The sequence below is a fragment of the Achromobacter sp. genome, from assembly GCF_049647645.1.
In the GTDB taxonomy this organism is placed as follows: domain Bacteria; phylum Pseudomonadota; class Gammaproteobacteria; order Burkholderiales; family Burkholderiaceae_B; genus Achromobacter.
The window spans coordinates 1-21,777 of record NZ_JBARYB010000243.1; the positions used below are offsets into that span (position 1 = coordinate 1).

General features: G+C 65.7%; 20 protein-coding genes and 1 pseudogene. 14 read left to right on the top strand and 7 right to left on the bottom strand.

Annotated elements, in window-relative coordinates:
• Nucleotides 1–196 precede the first annotated feature (196 nt).
• The 3 genes from WBB14_RS28155 (at nt 197) to WBB14_RS28165 (ending at nt 3,255) form a co-directional block, all read left to right on the top strand.
• Nucleotides 197–826 (top strand): LysE family translocator, encoded by a 630-nt coding sequence (locus WBB14_RS28155; protein ID WP_424242668.1) that lies wholly within the window; start codon nt 197–199, stop codon nt 824–826.
• Between the two features lie 110 nt (nt 827–936).
• The gene (locus WBB14_RS28160; protein ID WP_424242669.1) at nt 937–2,544 is read left to right on the top strand and encodes a peptide chain release factor 3; all 1,608 of its coding nucleotides are present in this window, start codon (nt 937–939) and stop codon (nt 2,542–2,544) included.
• 24 nt (nt 2,545–2,568) lie between these two features.
• Nucleotides 2,569–3,255: a hypothetical protein gene (locus tag WBB14_RS28165; RefSeq protein ID WP_424242670.1), complete on the top strand. Its 687-nt coding sequence runs from the start codon at nt 2,569–2,571 to the stop codon at nt 3,253–3,255.
• Nucleotides 3,256–3,337: 82 nt separating this feature from the next.
• On the opposite strand, the gene bfr is transcribed toward WBB14_RS28165, so the two are convergent.
• Nucleotides 3,338–3,814, bottom strand: coding sequence for a bacterioferritin (bfr, locus tag WBB14_RS28170; RefSeq protein ID WP_013390908.1), 477 nt, complete (start codon nt 3,812–3,814; stop codon nt 3,338–3,340).
• 366 nt (nt 3,815–4,180) lie between these two features.
• The gene (locus WBB14_RS28175; protein WP_424242671.1) at nt 4,181–5,095 is read right to left on the bottom strand and encodes a DMT family transporter; all 915 of its coding nucleotides are present in this window, start codon (nt 5,093–5,095) and stop codon (nt 4,181–4,183) included.
• Between the two features lie 128 nt (nt 5,096–5,223).
• Here WBB14_RS28175 and WBB14_RS28180 point away from each other — a divergent pair, with 128 nt between their 5' ends.
• The gene (locus WBB14_RS28180; RefSeq protein ID WP_424242672.1) at nt 5,224–6,081 is read left to right on the top strand and encodes a LysR substrate-binding domain-containing protein; all 858 of its coding nucleotides are present in this window, start codon (nt 5,224–5,226) and stop codon (nt 6,079–6,081) included.
• 30 nt (nt 6,082–6,111) lie between these two features.
• On the opposite strand, the gene WBB14_RS28185 is transcribed toward WBB14_RS28180, so the two are convergent.
• Together WBB14_RS28185 and rpoN are read right to left on the bottom strand one after the other, a co-directional pair.
• A complete protein-coding gene (locus tag WBB14_RS28185) occupies nt 6,112–6,393 on the bottom strand; it encodes a (2Fe-2S)-binding protein (RefSeq protein WP_424242673.1) in 282 nt (93 codons plus the stop codon).
• 133 nt (nt 6,394–6,526) lie between these two features.
• Complete coding sequence (gene rpoN / locus WBB14_RS28190; RefSeq protein ID WP_424242674.1) at nt 6,527–7,972, bottom strand: RNA polymerase factor sigma-54; 1,446 nt, start codon at nt 7,970–7,972, stop codon at nt 6,527–6,529.
• Between rpoN and WBB14_RS28195 the strand changes: the two genes are divergently transcribed.
• Both WBB14_RS28195 and leuA read left to right on the top strand, forming a co-directional pair.
• Complete coding sequence (locus WBB14_RS28195) at nt 7,971–8,600, top strand: hypothetical protein (RefSeq protein ID WP_424242675.1); 630 nt, start codon at nt 7,971–7,973, stop codon at nt 8,598–8,600. The two genes, rpoN and WBB14_RS28195, sit on opposite strands and share 2 nt — an antisense overlap.
• Nucleotides 8,601–9,154: 554 nt before the next feature.
• Nucleotides 9,155–10,867 carry a 2-isopropylmalate synthase gene (gene leuA, locus WBB14_RS28200; protein ID WP_424242676.1) on the top strand — a complete coding sequence of 571 codons (1,713 nt, stop codon included), beginning with the start codon at nt 9,155–9,157 and terminating at the stop codon, nt 10,865–10,867.
• Nucleotides 10,868–11,006: 139 nt separating this feature from the next.
• Here the strand turns inward: leuA and WBB14_RS28205 are convergent, their stop codons facing one another.
• A complete protein-coding gene (locus WBB14_RS28205) occupies nt 11,007–12,335 on the bottom strand; it encodes an amidase (protein WP_424242677.1) in 1,329 nt (442 codons plus the stop codon).
• A 312-nt stretch (nt 12,336–12,647) separates the two neighbouring features.
• On the opposite strand from WBB14_RS28205, the gene WBB14_RS28210 reads away from it, so the two are divergent.
• The 6 genes from WBB14_RS28210 (at nt 12,648) to WBB14_RS28235 (ending at nt 18,684) form a co-directional block, all read left to right on the top strand.
• Nucleotides 12,648–13,661, top strand: a complete 1,014-nt coding sequence (locus WBB14_RS28210) for a LacI family DNA-binding transcriptional regulator (protein WP_013390900.1) — start codon at nt 12,648–12,650, stop codon at nt 13,659–13,661.
• Nucleotides 13,662–13,700: 39 nt separating this feature from the next.
• Nucleotides 13,701–14,498, top strand: coding sequence for a phosphodiesterase (locus WBB14_RS28215; RefSeq protein ID WP_424242678.1), 798 nt, complete (start codon nt 13,701–13,703; stop codon nt 14,496–14,498).
• A 120-nt stretch (nt 14,499–14,618) separates the two neighbouring features.
• On the top strand, nt 14,619–15,674 hold the full coding sequence (locus WBB14_RS28220) for an ABC transporter ATP-binding protein (RefSeq protein WP_424242679.1): 1,056 nt from the start codon (nt 14,619–14,621) through the stop codon (nt 15,672–15,674).
• A gap of 27 nt (nt 15,675–15,701) precedes the next feature.
• Complete coding sequence (locus WBB14_RS28225; RefSeq protein WP_207473039.1) at nt 15,702–16,997, top strand: ABC transporter substrate-binding protein; 1,296 nt, start codon at nt 15,702–15,704, stop codon at nt 16,995–16,997.
• Nucleotides 16,998–17,011: 14 nt separating this feature from the next.
• Nucleotides 17,012–17,887 carry a carbohydrate ABC transporter permease gene (locus WBB14_RS28230; RefSeq protein WP_424242680.1) on the top strand — a complete coding sequence of 292 codons (876 nt, stop codon included), beginning with the start codon at nt 17,012–17,014 and terminating at the stop codon, nt 17,885–17,887.
• Complete coding sequence (locus WBB14_RS28235) at nt 17,884–18,684, top strand: carbohydrate ABC transporter permease (RefSeq protein ID WP_424242681.1); 801 nt, start codon at nt 17,884–17,886, stop codon at nt 18,682–18,684. Before WBB14_RS28230 ends, WBB14_RS28235 begins: the two co-directional genes overlap by 4 nt.
• 71 nt (nt 18,685–18,755) lie before the next feature.
• Here the strand turns inward: WBB14_RS28235 and WBB14_RS28240 are convergent, their stop codons facing one another.
• Both WBB14_RS28240 and WBB14_RS28245 read right to left on the bottom strand, forming a co-directional pair.
• Nucleotides 18,756–19,073, bottom strand: a complete 318-nt coding sequence (locus WBB14_RS28240; RefSeq protein ID WP_424242682.1) for a hypothetical protein — start codon at nt 19,071–19,073, stop codon at nt 18,756–18,758.
• Nucleotides 19,074–19,162: 89 nt separating this feature from the next.
• A complete protein-coding gene (locus WBB14_RS28245) occupies nt 19,163–19,510 on the bottom strand; it encodes a DUF1840 domain-containing protein (RefSeq protein ID WP_424242683.1) in 348 nt (115 codons plus the stop codon).
• Nucleotides 19,511–19,830: 320 nt separating this feature from the next.
• Between WBB14_RS28245 and argS the strand changes: the two genes are divergently transcribed.
• Nucleotides 19,831–21,513, top strand: coding sequence for an arginine--tRNA ligase (argS, locus tag WBB14_RS28250; RefSeq protein WP_424242684.1), 1,683 nt, complete (start codon nt 19,831–19,833; stop codon nt 21,511–21,513).
• A gap of 9 nt (nt 21,514–21,522) precedes the next feature.
• Nucleotides 21,523–21,777 (top strand): annotated as a pseudogene (locus WBB14_RS28255) (SPOR domain-containing protein); the annotation flags it as partial.

Here is a 21,777-nt window from a genome sequence, read left to right on the forward strand (position 1 = left end):
GTCCGCGCGATGGCAAGCCCGCCGACCGTCCGGCCCACGCCGGCCGCAACGAGGGTCGCCCGCAGCAGAACCATCGCCGTCCGGAGGGCTCCGGCCGCCCGGCAGGCAACGGTGGCTCCGGACGCCCCTCGGGCGCGCCGCGCGCCGCGCTGCTGAGCAAGTAATATCACCGCAACCGCCCCCACGGACCCGCGCCATGCCTTTATCCACCTGGTTGACGTTCTTCCTGGCCTCCTGGGCCATTTCGTTCTCGCCCGGCGCGGGCGCGATCTCGGCGATGTCCTCCGGCCTGAAATACGGATTCGCGCGCGGCTACTGGAACACGGCCGGCCTGATCATGGGCATCCTGTTCCAGTTCGTGGTGGTGGCGGTGGGCCTGGGCGCGGTGCTGGCCACGTCCGAAATGGCCTTCAACGTGGTCAAGTACCTGGGCGTCGCCTACCTGATCTACCTGGGCGTGCGCCAGATCCGCACGGATGCCGCACCCGTCACGGTGGACGCCGGCGATCCCAAACGCGCCACGATCCGTGAACTGGTGCTACGCGGCTTCCTGATCAACACCATGAACCCCAAGGGCACGGTATTCCTGCTGGCCGTGGTGCCGCAGTTCGTGGACACCGCGCTGCCGCTGACGCAGCAGTACGCGGCGATCGCCGCCACGCTGGCGTTCACCGACCTGGTGGCCATGGGCGTGTACACGCTGCTGGCGGCGCGCGTGCTGCGCATGCTGCGCAGCGCCAAGCACATCCGCTGGATGAACCGGACCTTCGGCTCGCTGTTCATCCTGGCTGGCGTATTCCTGGCGTCGTTCCGCCGCCATTCCTGAATCCCATGTGCGGGGCATGCGCCGGCAACGGCGCATGCCCCGCACGTTTTCATGCCCGATACCGGACCGCGCCGGGCAAACAAGCGGCGCCGGGTAAAATCCTTCCGATCATGAACATCCCTCACGAAGTAGCGCGGCGCCGTACGTTCGCCATCATTTCCCACCCCGACGCGGGCAAGACGACACTGACCGAAAAGCTGCTGCTGTTCGCAGGCGCGATCCAGATCGCCGGCAGCGTCAAGGCGCGCAAGGCTTCGCGCCATGCCTCGTCCGACTGGATGGAAATCGAAAAGCAGCGCGGCATTTCCGTGGCGTCCTCGGTGATGCAGATGGAATACCGCGATTGCGTCATCAACCTGCTCGACACCCCGGGCCACGCGGACTTCTCCGAAGACACGTACCGGGTGCTGACGGCGGTCGATGCCGCGCTCATGGTGATCGACGCCGCCAACGGCGTCGAACCACAGACCATCCGCTTGCTGCAAGTCTGCCGCGCGCGTAACACGCCCATCATCACGTTCATCAACAAGATGGACCGCGAAGTGCGCGAACCGCTCGAACTGCTGTCCGAGATCGAAGGCCACTTGGGCATGGACGCCGTGCCGTTCTCGTGGCCGGTCGGCATGGGCAAGGCCTTCGGCGGGGTGTTCGACATCCGCCAGGACCGCATGCGCGTGTTCCGCCCCGGGCAGGAACGCCGCTCGGACAAGGACGACTTCATCGAAGGCCTGAACAATCCCGAAATCGCGCAGCGTTTCGGCTCGGCTTTCGAGCAGGCCAGCGGCGAGATCGAACTCATCAACGAAGCCGCGCCCGCCTTCGACCGCGAACAGTTCCTGGCCGGCAAGCAGACGCCCGTGTTCTTCGGCTCCGCCATCAACAACTTCGGCGTGCAGGAAGTGCTGGACGCGCTGGTCGAACAAGCGCCGCCCCCCGGCCCGCGCGTATCCATGCAGCGCCTGGTGCAGCCGGTGGAACCCAAGTTCACCGGCGTGGTGTTCAAGGTGCAGGCCAACATGGATCCGGCCCACCGCGACCGCGTCGCGTTCGTGCGCGTCAGCTCCGGCCGCTTCGAACGCGGCATGCGCCTGAAGGTCGCGCGCACCAACAAGGAAATGCGCCCCAATAACGTGGTGTCGTTCCTGTCGCAGCGGCGTGAACTGCTGGACGAGGCCTATGCCGGCGACGTCATCGGCATTCCCAACCACGGCGTGCTGCAACTGGGCGACGTGCTGACCGAAGGTGAAACCCTGCAGTTCACCGGCCTGCCGTTCTTCGCCCCCGAGCTGTTCCAGGCCGTGGAAGTGAAGGACCCGCTGCGCACCAAGCAGCTGCGTACCGGCCTGACCCAATTGGGCGAGGAAGGCGCCATCCAGGTGTTCCGTCCCGAGGCCTCCGGCGGTTCCCTGCTGTTGGGCGCGGTCGGCCAGCTGCAGTTCGAAGTGGTCGCCCATCGCCTGAAGACGGAGTACGGCGTGGATGCCCGGATGCTGCCTTCCCGCTACACAATGGCACGTTGGATTACGTCTGAAAACCCCAAGGCGCTGCGCAAGTTCATGGATGCCAATGCCGCCCATATCGCCTATGATGTTGTGGATGCGGCGGCGTTTTTGATCGGTTCTCCCGCGCAGTTGCGCGTGGCCGAGGAACTGTATCCCGATGTGAAATTCCACGCCATGCGGGAGCACGGCGGCAAGGTTTTCGGAGACAAAGCGTAGACCCGTTCGGGTTCCGCACGGCAGATGAGGGTAGCAATGTCTTGGCGTTTCTTATTCGCAACGCTCCTGATCGCGCTTGGCGCGTCGGCCTGGGGCGGCATTCAATTGGGCGATTGGCTGGTGGCGCATGCGCCGCCCGCAGCGCCCGCTCCTGGCCAGGACGCGGCTGCTTCCCAGCAGCCCGTGCTCGACGCCAACGGCCGCCCCTACGTGGCGCAGCCTCCGCAGCCGCGTATTGACGGCACCCTGGGGGTGCCCGACAAACCCGCCGACCGCGAATGGCAGGTCAATACCGTGTCCTTGTTCGACAGCGTCAGCGATCCTGCGGTGAAGATCTCGCGCGACCGCATCAGTCCGGACCAGGCCCGCGAAATTGCGGCGGCCTCGCACGTGCCGCTGCCTTCGGGCGCCTCGGACGTCAGCACGCTGGACCTGCAAGCGCCAGGCACCTCCACCGCCATCAACGGCGGCCAGGCCCAGGCCGGCGGCTATGGCACCCCGCAAATGGTGCAAGCGCCCCCGCCGCCGCCCAACACCGCGCAAGCGCCCGGTGCTCTCGGCTGGCAGGACGCCCTCAAGCGCGAGCTCGCGCAATGCGCCACGCAAGGCTTCTTCGAGCGTCCGTCGTGCTCCTGGGCGGCGCGCAACAAGTACTGCGGCCCCAACCGCGCTTGGGGCACCATGGCCGAGTGCCCGGCCCGCCCCCAGTAAGTCACTGGGCCTGCAATGCAGGCCCGGCAGTACCTCAAAAAAAATGGCGCCCCGCGGGGCGCCATTTTTCATGACCGGAACATTACTCCGGCACGGACATCTGACTTTGCAGGTAGTTCTGGATGCCGACCTTGTCGATCAGGTCGATCTGCGTTTCCAGGTAGTCGATGTGCTCTTCGGTGTCGTCCAGAATATCCTGGAACAGATCGCGCGAAACATAGTCACGGACCGATTCGCAATGCGCGATCGCTTCCTTCACGGTCGCCTGGGCGCCTTGCTCCAGCTTCAGGTCACAGGCCAGCAATTCCGGCACGTCTTCGCCAATCAGCAGCTTATGCAGGTCTTGCAGGTTGGGCAGGCCGTCCAGCATGAAGATGCGCGCGATCAAGCGGTCCGCATGTTTCATTTCGCCGATGGATTCTTCGTACTCGTGCTTGCCCAGCTTGTCGAAGCCCCAATGGTTCAGCATGCGGGCATGCAGGAAATATTGGTTGATGGCCGTCAGTTCGTTGGTCAGTTGCTTGTTCAGAAACTGGATGACGGTTTTGTCGCCTTTCATGATGGACTCCTTGCAGTCAGGCGCGACGCAGATGCATCGCGACAAAGGAGCGCACGATGCCGCGCGTACGCAACCCCGGCAGACTACCACCAGGCGCGGGGCCGCGCCTAGCCTTGCGCTGCATTTGGTAAACCGCTTTAGGAGCGCTACAAGAAAGCGACAAGCCAATGAGAATGAGTATGCGTGCGTGATGCCTTGCATGCCTGCATCAGCGCCTGCGCGGCCTGACGACGCGTCACTCGCTGGAATTCACCGCCAACTCCGCGCAATCGCACCCGGCCATGCGTCCCCTGGCTGCATGAAACGCGCCAGCTAGCGGCCGGCGGCGATTCGTTGCGGATCGGCAACCCCGGCCGCGGCGACACGCTATTCGGCGCGCCGCGTGGCCAGCCAGATGCCGAATGCGATGGGAACGATGCCCAGCAGGTCCAGCCACGACACGTGCTCGCCCAGCACCAGCCATCCGAACAACAGCCCGAGCGGCGGCATCAGGAAGTGCAACGCGCTGGCCGCCGTGGCGCTGGCGCGCCCCAGGATCATGAACCACAGGTAATAGCCGCCCATCGACACGGCGACGATCATGTAGGCCATGCTCCAGAACAGGCTGGCGGTCATGCGCGCATCGCCGATGTTTTCGTACATCAACGCGAAAGGCAGCATGACCACCGCGCCGGCCAACGACTGTATGCCTGTGGACGTCCACAGGCCCGAAGATGGCTTCAGGCGCTTGTAGAGCAACGTGCCCGCCACCAGCGCCAGCAGGCCTCCCGTGACCAGCAGCGTGCCGTGCAGATCCTCCTGCATGCCCGACAAGCGCGAGCGCAGCACCAGGGCCACGCCCGCCAATCCCAGGCACAGGCCGAGCAGCTTGCGCCATCCCAGGCGTTCGCCCAACACCGGTCCGGCCAGCACACCGATGAGCAGCGGGTTGGTGCTGATCAACACTGCGGTGAACGCGGATGACACGGTGGTCATGCCCGACCAGCTCAAACCCAGATACAGGGCATTGTTCAGTGCTCCCAGCAGGATCAGCGCGACCAAGTCGCGGCGCGCCGGCATTTTCCAGCCGCCGCTGGCCGCCGCCAAGCCCAGCATCAGGGCCCCCGCGATCAGGAAGCGGATGGTCAGCAGGGTCAGCGGCGGACAGTCCCGTACCGCGATCTTGGCCGCCGCGAATGCCGAACTCCACAGAAAACAGAACGCCGCGATCGGCGCCCAACTGATGCCCGGCGAGGCTTGGGCTGGCAGGGTGGCGGCAGACAGGGTTGAGGTGGCCTTCATGATGAATCCGAAAGTAGGCACTGAGCCGCAGTGGCGGCGGATGTAAGGATTCTGCGCGGGCGCCCATCCATTGACAAACTCTTTATTCGGATCGAAAGTATTTGAAAAATGAATGCATGGAGCGACCGATGCCAGACCTCGACCTTTTGCACAGCTTCGTCTCCGTCGTGGACGCCGGCGGCTTCACGGCGGCGGGCGAACGCGTGCACCGCAGCCAATCCACCGTCAGCCAGCAGATCCGCAAGCTGGAAGAAACCTTGGAGTGCGCACTGTTCGTCCGCGAAGGCCGCCAGGTTTCGTTGACCGAGGACGGCGAGCGCCTCTTGGGCTATGCGAGGCGCATGCTGGCCCTGTCGACCGAGGTCCGGGAAGCCGTCAGCGGGCGCAAGCGCGTGGACGTGATCCGGCTGGGCATCCCGGACGATTTCGCGGCCGACACGCTGACCATCCTGGTTTCCGAGTTTGCCCGGTCGCGGCCAGGCGTGCGGCTATCGGTCCGGTGCGACCTGACTTCGGCGCTCACGCGCGCGCTGGAACGGGGCGACCTGGACGTGGCCCTGCTCAAGCGCGAGCCCGGCGCGGGCGCCGCGTTGGCCGCCTGGCCCGAGCAATTACATTGGATCGGCGCTCCAGGGGTGCAAGTGCCGCTGGCTGAGCCGGTGCCGCTGGTGGCGTTTCCGCAGGGCTGCATCTACCGCAACCGCGCCATCCATGCCCTGGAGGCCGCAGGTCGGCATTGGCGCATCGCCTACGAAAGCCCGAATCTGATGGGCTTGCAGGCGGCATTGTCAGGGGGCTTGGGGGTGGCGCTGCTGGAGCGGCGCTGCCTCTTGCCGGACCATCGGATCATCGACGCGGCGCTGCCGCCGGTCCCGTCGACCGAACTGGCGCTATGCCTGGCCGACTCGGTGCGCGAGCCCGCGCGCCAACTGGCGATGACCATCCGGGAATTTTGCGAGAAAGAAGCAACGCGGCCCGCTGCGTGACGGCAGCGAGCCGGAAAGAGACGGCTATCCTCAGGCGATGGCGACCAGGGGAATCGGGAAGCTGCTGTTGGCAGCAGGCGCACCCGCTTCGACCATGGCGGCCGGAGGATTGACCGGAACAGCAATGGAGCGCACGTCGCACACGCTGGAGCAGCGGCCGCCCGGCAGGTATTCGGCGGCCGTGGCCGCGCAGCAGCCGCAGCACGTGGCTACGCCCAGCTCGAATTGCAGGTCGGAAAGCGTCGTCGCACCCCCGTCCACGCTGGCGCGGACTTGGCGTTCGGTGATGGCATTACATACGCAAATGTACATGAGAATAATTATCGAAAATTATTCCGCTACTGGCAAGCCCCGCGCATAAATAAATTTGCAACCAAAGTGTCACGCAAGTCGTTGAAATCAGGGACGAATTTCCATATATCCGTCCCCGATTACATTGGCCTGATCAGCGGGCCGCCGCCTGCGCCTTGCGCAACGCCGCTGGGGCTATCCGTAGCGCTTCACGGTACTTTGCCACCGTCCTCCGGGCGATCACTATCCCCTGATCGGCCAGTTTTTGCATGATCTGGCTGTCGGACAAGGGTTTGGCCCGGTTCTCATCGGCAACCATCTGGCGGATGAAGGTCTGCACCGCGGTGGCCGAAGTGGCGTCCCCGCCGTCCGTCGACACGCCCGTGCCGAAGAAGCGTTTGAGCTCCAGCGTGCCAAACGGAGTGAGCATGTACTTCTGCGTTGTAGCGCGTGAAATCGTGGACTCATGCAAGCCCAGCTCGCCAGCGATGTCCTTCAGGATGAGCGGCCGCATGGCGGCTGGCCCCTGGCTGAAGAAGGCTGCCTGGTGCTGCACGATGGCCTGGGCCACCCGCAGGATGGTGTCGAATCGCTGCTCCACGTTGCGGATCATCCAGCGGGCCTGCTGCAGCTGCGAGTGCAGCCCTGCATGCGCCGACTCCTTCTGGTTGCCCAACATCTGGGCGTACAGCCCATTGATCTGCAGCTTGGGCACGGCGGCGCTGTTGAGGGTGACCTGCCAGCCGCCGCGCGTTTTGCGCACGATGACGTCCGGTACCGCGTAGTCGGCTGCGGGCACGGTCCAGGCGCGCCCCGGACGCGGCTCCAGCCGCAGGATCAGGGAATGGGCCGAGCGGAACATGGCATCGTCGCAGCCGACGGCCGCGCACAGGCGCGCAGCGTTGCCTGTCGCCAACAGGGCGAGGTGTTGCGCGCAGATTTGGCGGGCACAGGCCAGAACCGCGGCCTCTGCCGCTTCGGGCAGTTGCGCCAGATCGGGGTTGCGCAGCTGCAACAGCAGGCATTCGGCCATATCGCGCGCGCCGATGCCGGGCGGGTCGAACGATTGCAGCAGCGACAGGGCCGCTTTCAGTTCGTCGATGTCCGGCTCCAGCTCGGCTGGCAGCCAGCCCAGGATCTCCTCCAGCGGCGATCCCAGGTAGCCGTTCTCGTCCAGCTCGTCGATCAGGAGGCCGGCCAGCGCGACGTCGCGCGGCGCGGCGCGCGTCAGCATCAACTGGCCCAACAAGTGCTCGCGCAGCGTGTCCGGCCGGGCGGCCTCCGGGCGGCTGGAATCGTCATCGGGATAGACCCCGCCCGAGCCCGGCATTTCATCCACCGGCGTCTCGCGTTCGGCGGCGGGTTCGTCGTCCTGCACGGAGGACTCGCGGTCGGACTCGGCCGGGGCCTCGGCCGACGGCGCTTCATCCTGCCGTTCCAGCAGCGGGTTTTCCGCCAGGACTTGCGAAATCTCGGCTTCGAGATCGAGCGTGGACAACTGCAACAATCGGATCGATTGCTGCAGTTGTGGCGTCAGCGTCAAATGCTGGCCAGGTCGCAGTTCTAAAATAGGACGGGTCATAGGTACAATATTTTGCATGATGAATCTGACTTCGCCCGCAAGCGCCCGCCAGGACTGCCGCCTCATCGGCCAGACCCTGCTCAAATTAGCGCTTCCCCGACTCATAGTGCGTGCGATCGTCATCGCCGTCGCCGTGGTTATCTGGTATCTGGCCGCCAACTGGATACTGAATTTCGGCCGCACCATGAACTACGAGTTCCTGCATTCCCTGGGGCAGCCGACCATGGACATGGTGCAGAAGGTCAACCCCTACATCTGGTGGGTGGTGGCCGGCATCTGGACCCTGATCGTGTTCTTCACGCTGCGCGCCTGGCTGTCCGCCAGCCTGGCCTCCGGCAGCGCCACGCCGGTCGAAACCAGCGTGCTGGCCGACCTGGCGCCCAACCTGTCCGAGGAAACCCTGGGCGTGCTGCGCTGGACCTGGGGCGACCGCCAGGAACCCTTCACGGTGGGTGACCTGCGCCGCTCCCTGTCTGAAATCCGCCACAACCGCATCGGCAAAATCGCGATGGTCGCGGAACAGGCCCGCATCCTGGAATCGTCCGACCGCACGCCGCGCGACCCGCGCGACGAAGTCCGCCGCGAAGCACGCACCGAAGGGCGCAGCGAGCGCTACGTGGAACCGCGCATCGGCCCGGCCCGGTAAGTCCCCCGCCATTGCCATACCAGGCCGCCGACAGGCGGCCTGTTTGTTTCAGTCCCTCGCCGGCCAGGCAAGCCCATACTGCACCAGCTCGGTATTCGCGGGCTGCGTCCATACCGCGCCATGCAAAGCCGGCGCCTATCCAGCCCCGTTTTTGCTGAATTTTCTTCGGCGAAATACGCTGCCGCAAGCCCGCAACCCGCCCCCACACAAAAGAGCATTCAGTTGCGCTGGCGAAGAAAATATGTTTGACTAGCAACCTATGGCCGCTCACCGCACCCCCTTCGCGATTGCCACCGGACGCTTCGACGCTCCGGTTGCCGGCCTGCGCGCTCGTTTCTCCTCCTACGCGCTATCGCTATACCTACCGATCGGTTGCCGGGCCTAGTGTCCCCGTGGTAGCTCGGCAACCACGCTTGCCACACGCGATTTCCCCCTTTTATCTCTGAATCCTGCCGGTCAATCACGGCAAATCCTGGCACAAGACCGCCATCCGGTCGCGCAGCCGCCTAGGGAAGCATTCCCGGGATTCAAAAGAAACCGATCGAGGTGTAGTAATGATGCTTGCCAACCCCGCCACCAAATACGTCCCCTTCGCGCCCTTTGCCCGCGACTTTTCTGAACGCACCTGGCCCAGCCGCCGCATCACCAAGGCGCCGATCTGGATGAGCACGGACTTGCGCGACGGCAATCAGGCGCTGATCGAGCCGATGAGCGTGGAGCGCAAGGTGCGCTTCTTCGAACAGCTGGTGAAGATCGGCTTCAAGGAAATCGAAGTGGGCTTCCCGTCCGCTTCGCAGACCGACTTCGACTTCGTGCGCAAGCTCATCGAGGAAAAGCGCATCCCCGACGACGTCACCATCATCGTGTTGACCCAGTCGCGCGAAGACCTCATCAGCCGCACAGTGGAATCCGCCGCGGGCGCCAAGCAAGCCATCGTCCACCTGTACAACGCCTGCGCACCGGCGTTCCGCAAGGTCGTGTTCAACATGAGCAAGGACGAGATCAAGAACATCGCCACCACCGGCACGCGCCTGGTGAAGCAGTACATGGCGCAGCACCCGGAAACGCAATGGCGTTACCAGTATTCGCCCGAAGTCTTCAGCACCACCGAACCCGAATTCGCGCTGGAAGTCTCCAACGCCGTAGCCGACGTATGGCAGCCCACGCCCGATTGCAAGATGGTGCTGAACCTGCCCGCCACCATCGAGGCCACCAGCCCCAATCTGTACGCCGACCAGATCGAGTGGATGCACAAGAACCTGGCGCGCCGCGACAGCATCGTGCTCAGCGTGCACCCGCACAATGACCGCGGCACCGCCGTGGCCGCTGCGGAATTCGCCGTGATGGCGGGCGCCGACCGCATCGAAGGCTGCCTCTTCGGCAGCGGCGAGCGCACCGGCAACGTCGACCTCGTCACCTTGGCCTTGAACCTCTACACGCAAGGCGTGCACCCGGGCCTGGACTTCTCGGACATCGACGAAGTGCGCCGCTGCGCCGAGTACTGCAACCAATTGCCGGTCCACCCGCGCCATCCGTATGCCGGCGACCTGGTCTTCACCGCGTTCTCGGGCTCGCACCAGGACGCCATCAAGAAGGGCTTTGCGCAGCAGCAGGCCGACGCCGTCTGGGAAGTGCCGTACCTGCCCATCGACCCGGCCGACCTCGGCCGCAGCTACGACGCCGTGATCCGCGTGAACAGCCAGTCGGGCAAGGGCGGCGTGTCCTACCTGCTCGAACAGGAACACGGCCTGGTATTGCCGCGCCGCCTGCAGATCGAATTCAGCCGCGCCATCCAGCGCGTCACCGACGAAACCGGCCGCGAAGTCACGGCCGACGACGTGCACACGATCTTCAACCGCGAATACCTCGAACAGAAGTCGCCCTGGAAGCTGGTGCGCCATCGCATCGACGGCAATCCGTCGGCCGGCGAGGGCCAGCATTTCAGCATCGAAGCCGAACTTGAATACAACGGCGAGCGCCGCATCGTGACGGGCAAGGGCGATGGCGCGATCTCGGCCTTCGTCGCCGCGCTGGACGTGCCCGTGCGCATCATGGACTACCACGAGCACGCCATCGGCACCGGCACCGACACGCGCGCCGCTTCCTATGTGGAACTGCGCGTCGGCGAATCGAGCACCGGTTTCGGCGTGGGCATCGACCGCGACATCGTGACGGCCTCGTTCCAGGCCGTGCTGAGCGCCGTCAACCGCCATATCAATGCGAGCGCCGTGACGGCAACCGAACAAGAAACGGCCGAAACGGCGTGATCCGCAACCCGGCGTAAAGAAACCGCCGAGACCGCGTGATCCGCGACTCGGCGTAAAAAAGCCAGCCTTACCGGGCTGGCTTTTTCTTTGGGCGCCGCCGCGCCAACGCGGCTTCAGTCCGCGCACGGGCGGCAGACGCTCAGCCGCGCGGCCACATGTCGGACGCGCCGATATCCGGCGCGGTGGCAGCCAGCAGCCGCTGATGGACCCAGGCCGCCATCGCCAGCGTCCGGTGGTCGCTGTAGCGCGCGCCGACCAGCTGCAGCCCGACGGGCAGGCCTTGCGGGCCGGTGGCGAAGGGCAGGCTGAGAGAGGGATGGCCGAATACCGTCCAAGCGCGCGAGAACTGCGGATCGCCCGTGCCCAGGTCGGCGAACGGCGCCTCGCCGCTCGCGCTGGGCGCAAGCAGCACGTCGTATTTGTCGAACCACGCATCCACGCGCGCACGGGATTCGGCAACGCGCATCAAGTTCTTCTGGTGTTCTTCCGCAGTGATCCGCGAGCCCGCTTCCAGGATGGCCTGGATCTTGGGGCTGAGCTGCGCCGCATGCTCCAGGCGCTCGTAGGCCAGCGCCTGAGACGCTTCAAACGCCATGATGTCCGCATGCAACTGCGCCAGGACGCAATGCTCGGGCGGCAGCGGCACTTCCTCGACCACGGCGCCCGCGCGCGACAGGATGGCCGCGGCCTGCGCGTAGGCTTCCTTGGTTTCGGGCAGGGCGTGCCGCCATTGCAGGCTGCGGTACATGCCGATGCGCGGCTTGCCGTCGTATGCAAGTTCCAGCATGCGGGGATCGCGCATCAGCACCGAAGCGAACAGCGCCACATCCGGCACCGAACGGGCAAAGCCGCCGATGGTGTCCAGGGACTCCGCCAGGCTTTTGACGCCAGCGCGGGAAATGCTGCCGAAGGTAGGCTTGAAGCCCACGATGCCGCAATAGGACGCGGGGCGGATGATGGAGGCTGCGGTCTGCGTGCCCAATGCAAAAGGCACCATGTCGTCGGCGACCGCGGCGGCCGAGCCGCTGGACGAGCCGCCGGGCGAGTACGCCTCGTTGCGCGGGTTGCGCGTGGGGCCTGCCTGATAGGTGGCGAATTCTGTCGTCACGGTCTTGCCGACGACGATTGCGCCCGCGCCGCGGCATAGCGCCACGGAGGCCGCGTCCAGACCGGGGCAGTGGCGTTCGTAGATGGGCGAACCGTAGCGCGTGGGCAGGTCGACGGTGTCGAACAGGTCCTTCACGCCCATGGGCAAGCCGTGCAGCACGCCCCGCAGCGCGCCGCGGTCCAGCGCCTGCGCGCGGTCGAGCGCGGCCTGCTTTTGCAGCGCGGTCCACGCATGGATGGTGCTTTCGCGTTGTTCGATGCGCGCAAAGCAGGCGCGCACCAGTTGCTCTGCGGTCAATTCGCGCCGTTGCAGCTTGCGCGCGGCTTCCAGCGCGCCAAGTCTGTTCAAGGCAGTAGACATGGTCCTTTCCTCTTTACCGGCGCCGCGCATCGCGCGGCGGCTCAACTACGCACCCGGTCCCCTTGACCGAGGATCCGCGGCGCCGCGCGGCATTCTGCCGCGAGGTTCCAGTGGACCAATCCTTGCCATTGTGCGCCAAGCGTCAATTAGGAAAAACCCAAAAGCATCTGATTTTTCGCAGAAAATCGCGCTTCGCGCCTTGGCTTTGTGTTGTTGCGTTGGCATCAGCATAGCGCAAACCCGTGCAACACAAGGGTCATATTTGTCGAGTAAGATGAAATCGTTTTCAGAAAATCCGGCAGCAATCCCGCCATGGCATCGCGCTCGTCGCCCCGCTTTTCCATCATCGAAGTGGCCCGCAAGGCCGGGGTCTCCCCGGCGACGGTTTCGCGCGCATTCAACCAGCCCGAGATCGTGCATCCCGACACGCTCGCGCATATCCGCAACGTCGCCAAACGCGCGGGCTTCCGGCCCAATCGCGTGGGCCGCAGCCTGCGCTCGGGCAGCACGCGCACCATCGGCCTGATACTGCCCACGCTGTCCAACCCCGTATTCGCCGAGTGCTTCGAAGGCGCGGAGCGGCGCGCGCGGGAATCGGGCTATAGCGTCATGCTGACCGCCACCGGCTACGACCCCGCGGTGGAATCCGCGGCGGTCCAGGGCCTGATGGACCACCAGGTCGATGGCCTGATCCTGACTGTCGCGGACGCCGCCAAGAGCGCCACGCTGGACGACCTGGACCACGCCGGCATTCCCTACGTGCTGGTCTACAACGAGTCCGGCGCCCATCCTTTCGCGTCGGTCGACAATCGCGCGGCCGCCAGCGACATGGTGGCCCACCTGGCCGCGCTGGGTCATCGCCGCATCGCCCTGGTGACGGGCCCGCTGACCGCATCGGATCGCGCCCGCCGCCGGCTGACGGGCGCGCGCGCCTGCGCCAAACGGCTGGGCCTGGACGCCATCCAGCACATATCGATGAGTTCGCACACGGGTAGCGACCTGGACGCCCTGAAGGCCGCGCTGCGCGGCAAGCAGGCGCCCACCGCCTTGTTCTGTTCCAACGATCTGCTGGCCACCGCCGTCATCGCGGACCTGGTGGGCCTGGGCCTGTCCGTGCCCGCCGACATCTCGGTTTGCGGATTCGACGGCATGCGCTTCGGCGCCTTGCTGACGCCGCCGCTGACCACCGTGGCCCAGCCCAGCGACGGCATAGGCGAAACGGCGTGCTCGAATCTGCTGGCGCAGATCCAGGGCCAGCCGCCGCATTCGGACCGGCTGCCGCATTGCATCGTGGTCGGCGGCACCGCCGCCCCGGTGCGCCGCTGAGGCCTCTCCCCACAACAACCCTTCATCTGTACACGCGTCATGCTCATCGCACAAATCACCGACCTGCACATGCGCACCCCCGGCGACAAGGCCTACGGCATCATCGATCCGGCGGCCTTTCTGGCGCCCGCGGTACGCGCCCTCAACGCGCTGACTCCGCGCCCCGACTGCGTGCTGATCACGGGCGACCTGACGGACCTGGGTCGTCCACACGAATACCAAGTGCTGCGCGAACATCTGCAGGCGCTGGAAATCCCCTATTTCCTGCTGCCTGGCAACCACGACGACCGCGCCCAGCTGCGCGCGGCCTTCCCGGACCATGGCTATCTGCAAGGCGGGGGCCCGTTCATCCAGTACGCCATCGAGACCTATCCGCTGCGCATGCTGGCGCTGGACACCGTGGTGCCCATGAAAAGCCATGGCGAACTCTGCCAGGACCGCCTGGACTGGCTGGCGGCGCGCCTGGCCGAACAGCCCGAGCGGCCCACGCTGGTCCTGATGCACCATCCCCCATTCCTGACCGGCATCGAACACATGGACGCCATTGGCCTGCTGGCCGGCGCGCCCGAACTCGAACGCATCGTGGCGCGCTTTCCCAACGTGGAGCGCGTGCTTTGCGGCCACCTGCACCGCACGATTTTCCAGCGCTTCGGCGGCACCATCGCCTCCACCTGTCCGGGCACGGCGCACCAGCTCGCGCTGGAGCTGGGCCCGCGCCCGACGCTGCAATACATCATGGAACCGCCGGGCTACCAGCTGCATTGGTGGCAGGGGAAAAACCTGGTCACGCATCATGCGGTCATCGGGGAATACCCCGGCCCGTACCCGTTCTCCTGAGGCCGAAGCTAGACTACGAAAGTTTGTCCTGCCATACATCCGTCATGTTTGCGCTGCACAATGAAAAGGTTTTCATAACAGGCAACAATGCGGATCTAACTATTAGATCTTCGAGACAGCATGTCATCCATCGTCCTGGATAATCTCACCAAGCAGTACGGCAACGCCGCTGCGATCCACGGAGTGAGCTTCACGGTCCCTGCCGGCAGCTTCACGGTCCTGCTGGGTCCGTCCGGCTGCGGCAAGTCCACCACCCTGCGCATGATCGCCGGGCTGGACACGCCCACCTCCGGCACCATCCACATCGGCGACCGCGACGTCACCCAGCTGCCGCCCGCCAAGCGCCGCATCTCGATGGTGTTCCAGTCGTATGCGCTGTTTCCGCACCTGTCGGTGCGCGAGAACATCCTGTTCGGCCTCAAGGTGCGCAAGGAGCCTGCCCGCGACTACGACCGTCGCCTGCAACGCGTAGCCAACCTGCTGGGCCTGAGCCATCTGCTGGACCGCAAGCCTTCGCAGCTTTCGGGTGGACAGCAACAGCGCGTGGCGCTGGGCCGCGCCGTGATTTCCGAGGCCCCGGTCTGCCTGATGGACGAACCGTTGTCCAACCTGGACGCGCAGCTGCGCCATGAAATGCGCCGCGAAATCCGCGCGCTACAGCAGAGCCTGGGTATCACCATGGTCTACGTCACGCACGACCAGACCGAAGCCATGAGCATGGCCGACCAGGTGGTGCTGCTGCGCGGCGGCAAGATTGAACAGCACGACACGCCCGACGCCCTGTATGCGCGCCCCGCCACCGAATTCGCGGCACGCTTCATCGGCACGCCGCCCATGAACCTGATCGGCCTGGCGTCCACGCAGGGCGCCACAGCCATCGCTGGCATGCAGAGCCCCGCCATCGCCGGCGCCCCCGCGGGTGCCGTGAAGCTCGGCGTGCGTCCGGAGCACATACGCATCGACGCCAATGGCGTTCCCGCCACGGTGGAAAGCGTGGAGTACTTCGGCGCGGACTCCATCGTGGTCTGCCGCGTAGGCGACACCAACGGCGTGGCCGTGCGCGTGGGCGGCCATCTGCGCGCCAGCGCGGGCGAAACACTGGGCCTGTCCTGGCAGGACAGCCAGCAGCACTTCTTTGCCGCCGATTCGGCGGTCATCAACTCTGCCGGCCGCTAGGGCCTGTACACAGCAAAGGAAACCGACATGCGTCGCATCGTACTGAAAACCCTGGCCGCCAGCCTGGCCGCCGCCTGCCTGTCGCTGCCCGCGCAGGCGCAGAACAAGCCCGTCGAGGTGGAGTTCTATTACCCCGTCGCGGTCGGCGGCCCGATCACCAAGATCGTCGACGACATGGTGGCGGATTTCCAGAAGGAAAATCCCGACATCAAGATCAAGCCGATCTACGCAGGCTCCTATCAGGACTCGATCGCCAAGGCGCTGACCGCGCTCAAGGGCGGCACCCCGCCGCAGCTGGCGGTGCTGCTGTCCACCGACATGTTCACGCTGATCGATGAGGACGCCATCGTTCCGATCGACAGCCTGGCCAAGAGCGACGCCGACAAGAAGTGGCTGGGCGGCTTCTATGACGCCTTCATGCAGAACAGCCGCAGCGGCGGCCATACCTGGGGCGTGCCGTTCCAGCGTTCGACCATCGTCATGTACTACAACAAGGACCTGTTCAAGGCCGCCGGGCTGGACCCCGAGCGCGCGCCCGCGACCTGGGCCGAACTGGTCGAGTACGGCAAGAAGCTGACCAAGCAGGACGCTTCCGGCAACACCACGCAGTGGGGCATCGAGATCCCGTCGGGCGGCGCCTTCGCCTACTGGCTGTTCCAGGCCTTGACCACGCCCAACGGCGCGATCCTGATGAACGAAGCCGGCAACGAGGTCTACCTGGACAAGCCGGCCGTGGTGGAAGCCGCTCAGTTCTGGCGCGACCTGTCGGCCAAGCACAAGATCATGCCGACCGGCACCATCGATTGGGGCACCACGCCCAAGGACTTCCTGGAAAAGAAGGCCGCGATGGTCTGGACCACGACGGGCAACCTGACCAACATCCGCAAGAACGCCGACTTCCCGTTCGGCGTGGCCATGATGCCGCAGCAAAAGCGCGGCGGCAGCCCGACGGGCGGCGGCAACTTCTACATCTTCAAGAGCGGCACGCCGGCGCAGCAGCAGGCCGCGCTGAAGTTCGCGCAATGGGTCACCACGCCCGAACGCGCCGCGGACTGGAGCATCGCCACGGGCTACGTGGCCGTGACCCCGGCCGCCTGGCAGACCGAAAAAATGAAGAAGTACGCGCAGGAAGTGCCTGCCGCCGCAGTCGCGCGCGACCAGCTGGAAGTCAGCGTGGCGGAGTTCTCCACGCATGAGAACCAGCGCGTCACCAAGACCCTGAACGACGCCCTGCAAGCCGCCCTGACGGGTTCCAAGACGCCGCAGCAGGCCCTGACCGACGCGCAACGCGAGGCCGACCGCATACTGCGTCCCTACAAGTAAAACCGACAAGCACGATGAGCCGCTCTTTAAACGCGCTTTATGGCTGGCTGCTGTTGCTGCCAGCCATCGTGCTGCTCGCCGCCTTCACGCACTACCCGGCGGTGGCGACGCTATGGCACAGCTTCTTCTCCACCCCCAAGGGCGCGCGCCCCGCGCGCTTCGTAGGGCTGGAAAACTACGCCGTCATGCGCGACGACCCAGTATTCTGGCAGTCGCTGTGGAACAACCTGTGGTTTGCGCTGGGCACCATCCCTACCTCGATCGGCATCGCGCTGGTCATGGCGCTGTGGGTGAACCGCAACCTGACGGGGCGCGGTTTCCTGCGCATGGCTTACTTCACGCCCACGGTGCTGCCCATGGTGGCGGTGGCCAACATCTGGCTGTTCTTCTACACGCCGCAGTACGGCCTGATCGCCCAGGTGATGCAGCTGTTCGGCTCGCCCGGCCCCAACTGGCTGGGCAACCGCGAGACCGCGCTGCCCGCGCTGATGCTGGTGACGGTCTGGAAGGAAGCCGGCTTCTTCATGATCTTCTACCTGGCTGCCCTGCAAACCGTATCGCCGTCGCTGCGCGAGGCCGCGATGCTGGAAGGCGCGTCGCGCTGGCAGTATTTCCGCCGCATCCTGTGGCCGCTGCTGATGCCGACCACGCTCTTCGTGCTGATCAACGCCCTAATCAATGCGTTCCGGCTGGTGGACCACGTGGTGGTCATGACGCGCGGCGGGCCGGACAACGCCAGCACGCTGCTGCTGTACTACATCTACCAGGTGGGTTTCAGTTTCTGGGACACGGCTTACGCCGCCACGCTGACCGTCGTGTTGCTGGTGGTGCTGGCGCTGACCGCGCTGCTCAAGTTCCGCTGGCTCGACCGCAGGACGCACTATCAATGAAAGACAAGCTCGACACCCTGGGCGCCTGGGCGCTCGGCCTGCTGTGGATCCTGCCCCTGGCCTATGCCATGTGGGCGGCGTTCCACCCGCCCGCCTACGCGACCCGCTTCGACCTGTTCGCGCCGCTGACGCTGGACAACTTCGTGCGCGCCTGGCAGGCCGCGCCGTTCCCGCGCTACTTCCTCAACACCTTCCTGCTGGTCACCATGGTGCTGGCGGCGCAACTGGTGCTGTCGACGCTGGCCGGCTACGCCTTCGCGCGCTTCGAGTTCCGCGGCCGCGATTTCGTCTTCATGCTGGTGCTGCTGCAGCTGATGATCATGCCGGACGTGCTGCTGGTGGAAAACTACCGCTCCATGAGCCAGCTGGGCATCCGCGACACGGTATTCGCCATCGGCCTGCCTTACTTCGCATCGGCCTTCGGCATCTTCCTCCTCCGCCAGACCTTCAAGACGGTGCCGCGTGAACTGGAAGAGGCCGCGCGCATGGAGGGCGCCAATGCCCTGCAGGTGCTGTGGAAGGTGTATGTGCCGCTGGCCAAGCCGATCTATGTGGCCTACGGGCTGGTGTCGGTCAGCCACCACTGGAACAACTTCCTGTGGCCGCTGATCATCACCAACTCGGTCGAATCGCGGCCGCTGACGGTGGGCCTGCAGGTGTTCTCGTCGACCGACCAGGGCATCGACTGGTCGGTCATCACCGCCGCCACCCTGATGTCGGCCGCGCCGCTGTTGATCGCCTTCCTGCTGTTCCAGCGCCAGTTCGTGCAATCGTTCATGCGCGCGGGCATCCGCTAGGCGCAACGGTCGGAACCGCGCAAACGAAAACTGCCCCTAGGGGCAGTTTTCGTTTTTGGAGCGCGAGTCTCTCAATAGCCGACCGTCAACCCCGGCAGATCCACGGTAATGCGCGGGCGCTCCAAGGCCAGCGCCAGGTGCTCCGCGAACTCGCGGGCCTCCTTTTCGTCGGAGGACAGGGTGTCGTAGCCCAGCGCGTCGGCCACGCCCAGCACCTTGTCCAGCAGCAGGACCTTGCCGCTGGGGCGCAGCGGCTCGCAACCCAGCGTTTCCCAGGCACTGTCGAACCAGTCGCGCGCGTCGCTCTGGCGCTGCGGCGAGGGTTCGACGTTCGCCGAGAGGTCCAGCGAACGGCGGGAATCGAAAACAACGGTGATATCGCAGCGCATGTGGTGGTTCCTTCGGGTGGCGTCAGGCGAGTAGGGTAGGCAAAAAATGCCGGGCAGATTGTCTGCCCGGCGACATTGGGCTCGCCAGCCTACCAGCCCCGCGACACCTCCCAGGTGACTTCGGCATTTGCCGCCAAGGATTGGCGCATCATGTCCAGCAGGGGAAAGGCACGTTCCTTCAGGCCCACCATGCGGGCCATGGGCGACGCTGGAGCCTTGTCCTCATCTTCTTCATCGGAGCCGTCACGGGCGCTCTGGTATTCCTCGATGGCGTGCTCGATGCCGCTGATGGCCGGCCCCAATTGCTCGACGGTGAAAACGCCACGCTCGGGGACCTTGTCCTTGAAGGACTTGCCGGCCGCCAACAGCAGCGCCCCCGCATGGTCGGTCAGCATCAGAACTTCGGCCACGACCTTGGAATGAAAGGTGATCAGCATATTCCAGTCTCCCACATTGATTACTTACATACACTACCGCAACACCCGGGGGATGCCAACTGGCCCGGGGCAGCAGGTCCGATGGCTGGCGCCATCTGTCCCCTCGGACCCGCCGACGCAGGGCTGATGCCCTGGCCGCAGGTCTGTCCCACTGCCAAATCAAGCTATGATTCAGGAGATTCCCGTGACAGCGGGACCTGACGCGGCCATGAGGCCGGTGCGCGCGGTCCCCCCGGCTACGCCGCCCCTGTCCGCTCCGCCCGACAGGCCCGGCCTGTGCGGGCGCGTCCGTCACTAACTCAGAACTTCTCCAGACGCCCATGCTCCTCGAGCAACAAAAACAGCTTATCTCCCTGATCCAGGCCGCCGTCGCGCAAAGCCTGCCCGACGCCGTGGCAAATGTGCTGCTCGAGCGCCCCAAGGTCGCCGCCCACGGCGACGTCGCCACCAACGTGGCCATGCAGCTGGCCAAGCCGGCCCGCCGCAACCCGCGCGAACTGGCCCAGGCCATCGTCGACGCCCTGATGGCGCAGCCCGGCGCAGCCGGCCTGATCGAGTCCGCTGAAATCGCCGGCCCCGGCTTCATCAACCTGCGCGTCACCGCCGCCGCGCGCCAAGCCGTCATCGCGGCCGTGGCCGAGCAGGGCGCCACCTTCGGCCGCTCGCCCCGCAGCGGCGAGAAGATCCTGGTCGAGTTCGTGTCGGCCAACCCCACCGGCCCGCTGCACGTGGGCCATGCCCGCCAGGCCGCGCTGGGCGACGCCCTCTGCCGCCTGTACGACGCCATCGGCTGGGACGTTACCCGCGAGTTCTATTACAACGACGCCGGCAACCAGATCCACAACCTGGCCATCAGCGTGCAAGCCCGCGCCCGCGGCCTGACGACCGAATCGCCCGACTGGCCCGCCGACGGCTACAAGGGCGACTACATCGCCGACATCGCACGCGATTTTCAGGCCGGCGCGACGGTCCACTCCGATGGCGTGGACGTCACCGCCACCGGCGACATCGACAACCTGGACGACATCCGCGTCTTCGCCGTGGCCTACCTGCGCCGCGAACAGGACCTGGACCTGCAGGCTTTCGGCCTGGCGTTCGACAACTACTACCTGGAAAGCTCGCTCTATACCTCCGGCCGGGTCGAGGCGACCGTCAAGGCGCTGGTCGCCGGCGGCCATACCTACGAGGAAGGCGGCGCGCTGTGGCTGCGCACCACCGAACTGGGCACGGGCGACGACAAAGACCGCGTCATGAGGAAGAGCGAAGGCGGCTACACCTACTTCGTGCCTGACGTGGCCTACCACAAGGCCAAATGGGAACGGGGCTTCCATCGCGCCGTGAACATCCAAGGCAGCGACCACCATGGCACGGTGGCGCGCGTGCGCGCCGGCCTGCAGGCGCTGGAAGAAGGTATTCCCAAGGACTACCCGGCCTACGTGCTGCACAAGATGGTCAAGGTCATGCGCGGCGGCGAAGAGGTCAAGATCTCCAAGCGCGCCGGCAGCTACGTGACCATGCGCGACCTGATCGACTGGGTGGGCCGCGACGCCGTGCGCTACTTCCTGATCCAGCGCCGCGCCGACACGGAATTCGTGTTCGACGTGGACCTGGCGCTGTCCAAGAGCGACGAGAACCCCGTTTATTACATCCAGTACGCGCACGCCCGTATCTGCTCGGTCATCAACAATGCCGCCATGCCGGCCGCCGACGTGGCCCAGGCCGACGCCGCGCTGCTGACCGCCCCGACCGAATTCGCGCTGCTGCAACGCCTGGCCGAATTCCCCAACGTGGTGGCGCTGGCGGCGCAGGAACTGTCGCCGCACCACATCGCCTTCTGGCTGCGCGACTGCGCTTCGGACTTCCATGCCTGGTACAACGCCGAGCGCGTGCTGGTCGACGACACCGCCTTGAAGCTGGCGCGCCTGCGCCTGGCCGCGACCACGCGCCAGGTGCTGGCCAACGGCCTCGATCTGATGGGCGTGTCGGCGCCTGAGCGGATGTAACATCGGTTCATGGCAACCAAGCGCAAAACCACCCGCCGTTCGTCCGGCGAAAGCGGCAGCACCCTGTACGGCGCGCTGGCCGGCTTGCTCCTCGGCCTGATCGTGGCCGCCGTCGTCGCCTTCTACGTCACCAAGGCGCCCGTACCCTTCGTCGACCGGGCCAGCCGCCAGGGCGACAACGGCAAGCTGCCGGATCCGCGCCAGGCACCGGACCCCAATGCCGGCCTGTACGGCCGCGACGGCGCCGCCGGCGTCCCGTCCACC